Genomic DNA, 1,705 nt, shown 5'->3' on the forward strand with positions numbered 1-1,705 from the left:
CCAAGGTCGTCCAGGGCATTAAATTCAAGGATGGTGAAGAGGTGACAGCAGTCGATCAGAACGTCGCTTGATCAAGTCCCTGGACACCACTTTTGACAATAACTCTAAGTCCCGCAGTTTAACGCTTAGTTAAGCCGCAGCATCACCTGTCTAATTTTTAAACTCTAATTTTGCAGTTTAGGCCAATATACCGCTATTTTAGGCCGGATTTCGACCTTATTCCGGGCTATTCCCTGATTTTAGACGGATCTTGGCTGTCGTCGTAACATCTGGTCTACTTTAAACAGGTTCGCCAAGGTGAATAGCATGGCTAACTGTGAGTTATTTTTTATCAATCCCTTATAGCGAGCTTTGATAAAACCAAATTGGCATTTGATGATGCGAAACGGGTGCTCAACTTTTGCTCGGATGCTGGCTTTTAAATATTCGATGTTAATGGCCGTTTTGTTTTTGCGGGGATGCTTTTTCAGTGCTCGAACTTTTCCGGGACGCTCAGCAATTAGCCATTCAACATCCGTGTCTTTAAGTTCTTCCCGCTTTTCTGCGCCTTGATATCCAGCATCGCCAGAGATGAACTCCTCATCGCCATGCAACAGGTTCTTCATCTGATTCAGGTCATGCTCATTGGCGGCGGTGGTTACCAATGTATGGGTGAGGCCACTCTTGGCATCCACACCAATATGGGCTTTCATGCCGAAATGCCATTCATTACCTTTCTTGGTCTGATGCATATCCGGGTCACGTTCACTCTTTTTATTTTTAGTGGAGCTGGGGGCTTTAATAATCGTGGCGTCCACCAGTGTGCCCTGCGTCATCATGACACCGCACTCCGACAGCCATTGATTGACGGTTTTGAATAATTTGCGAGTCAGCTTGTGCTTTTCCAGCAAGTGGCGGAAGTTCATAATGGTAGTGCGGTCAGGAATGGCTTTATCCAGTGACAGTTGCGCAAACTGACGCATCGAAGCAATTTCATATAACGCATCTTCCATCGCTTCATCACCGAGGCTATACCATATGCTGCATACAATGAATGCGAAACATGGTCTCAAGCGCATACGGACGTCTGCCATTGCCTGCTTTAGGATAAAAGGGTTCAATCACTTCCAGCAGTTGAGACCACGGCAGCAGGTTATCCATTCTGGATAAGAAAATTTCTTTTCTCGTCTGGCGACGTTTGCTAGAAAACTCACTATCGGCAAAAGTTAACTGTTGGCTCATGGGCTGTAATGGCTGTGATTTACTATGCAGCTATGATCTCACATTCAGCACTTATTCGCATCTTCCTTAGCAGAATGCTTATTTGAACGTCCCCGTCAAACCCGCATGAATAGTGGAGCTGAGAACTGCATTAAGTTCATTTTCACCAAATATCACATACGCCTTTGTAGTTAACAGACTGTCACGCTTTAACGGCTTTTACTGTCAAACCGAGGCTTCCTTCATACTGACGCAAAGCCTCTACGGCGCTGTCGGGTATGGCAATGCTGAGGGTTACAGCCTGCGAGTAAGTGCAATCTGTGACTTTACCTTTTACCGATTCAGTCCAGTGGCGGACAAATTGTTCCTGAGCAAAATCAGTGGTCACGGTAAAGGCATTCAGTTTTACCTGAGTAATAACCGGCAGGGTTTCCATGGTCTGTTGTGCTGCGCCAGAATAGGCGCGGACAAGTCCGCCGGCCCCCAGTTTGATACCGCCAAAATA

At 46.2% G+C, this 1,705-nt stretch carries 2 protein-coding genes; both read right to left on the reverse strand.

The annotated features are described in order from the left end of the window. Window positions 1–239 precede the first annotated feature (239 nt). Window positions 240–1,221 (reverse strand): IS5 family transposase gene (locus tag ACXAFR_RS27325; RefSeq protein ID WP_475183325.1). Its coding sequence is split into 2 segments (ribosomal slippage): window positions 240–1,016 and window positions 1,018–1,221, totalling 981 coding nucleotides; the frame shifts between segments, so codons are not numbered across the junction. Window positions 1,222–1,402: 181 nt separating this feature from the next. Next, a partial coding sequence (locus tag ACXAFR_RS27330; protein WP_475183327.1) for a DUF1949 domain-containing protein occupies window positions 1,403–1,705 on the reverse strand: 303 nt, incomplete at its 5' end.

The sequence above is a fragment of the Pseudomaricurvus sp. ABR4_320 genome (assembly GCF_056159445.1).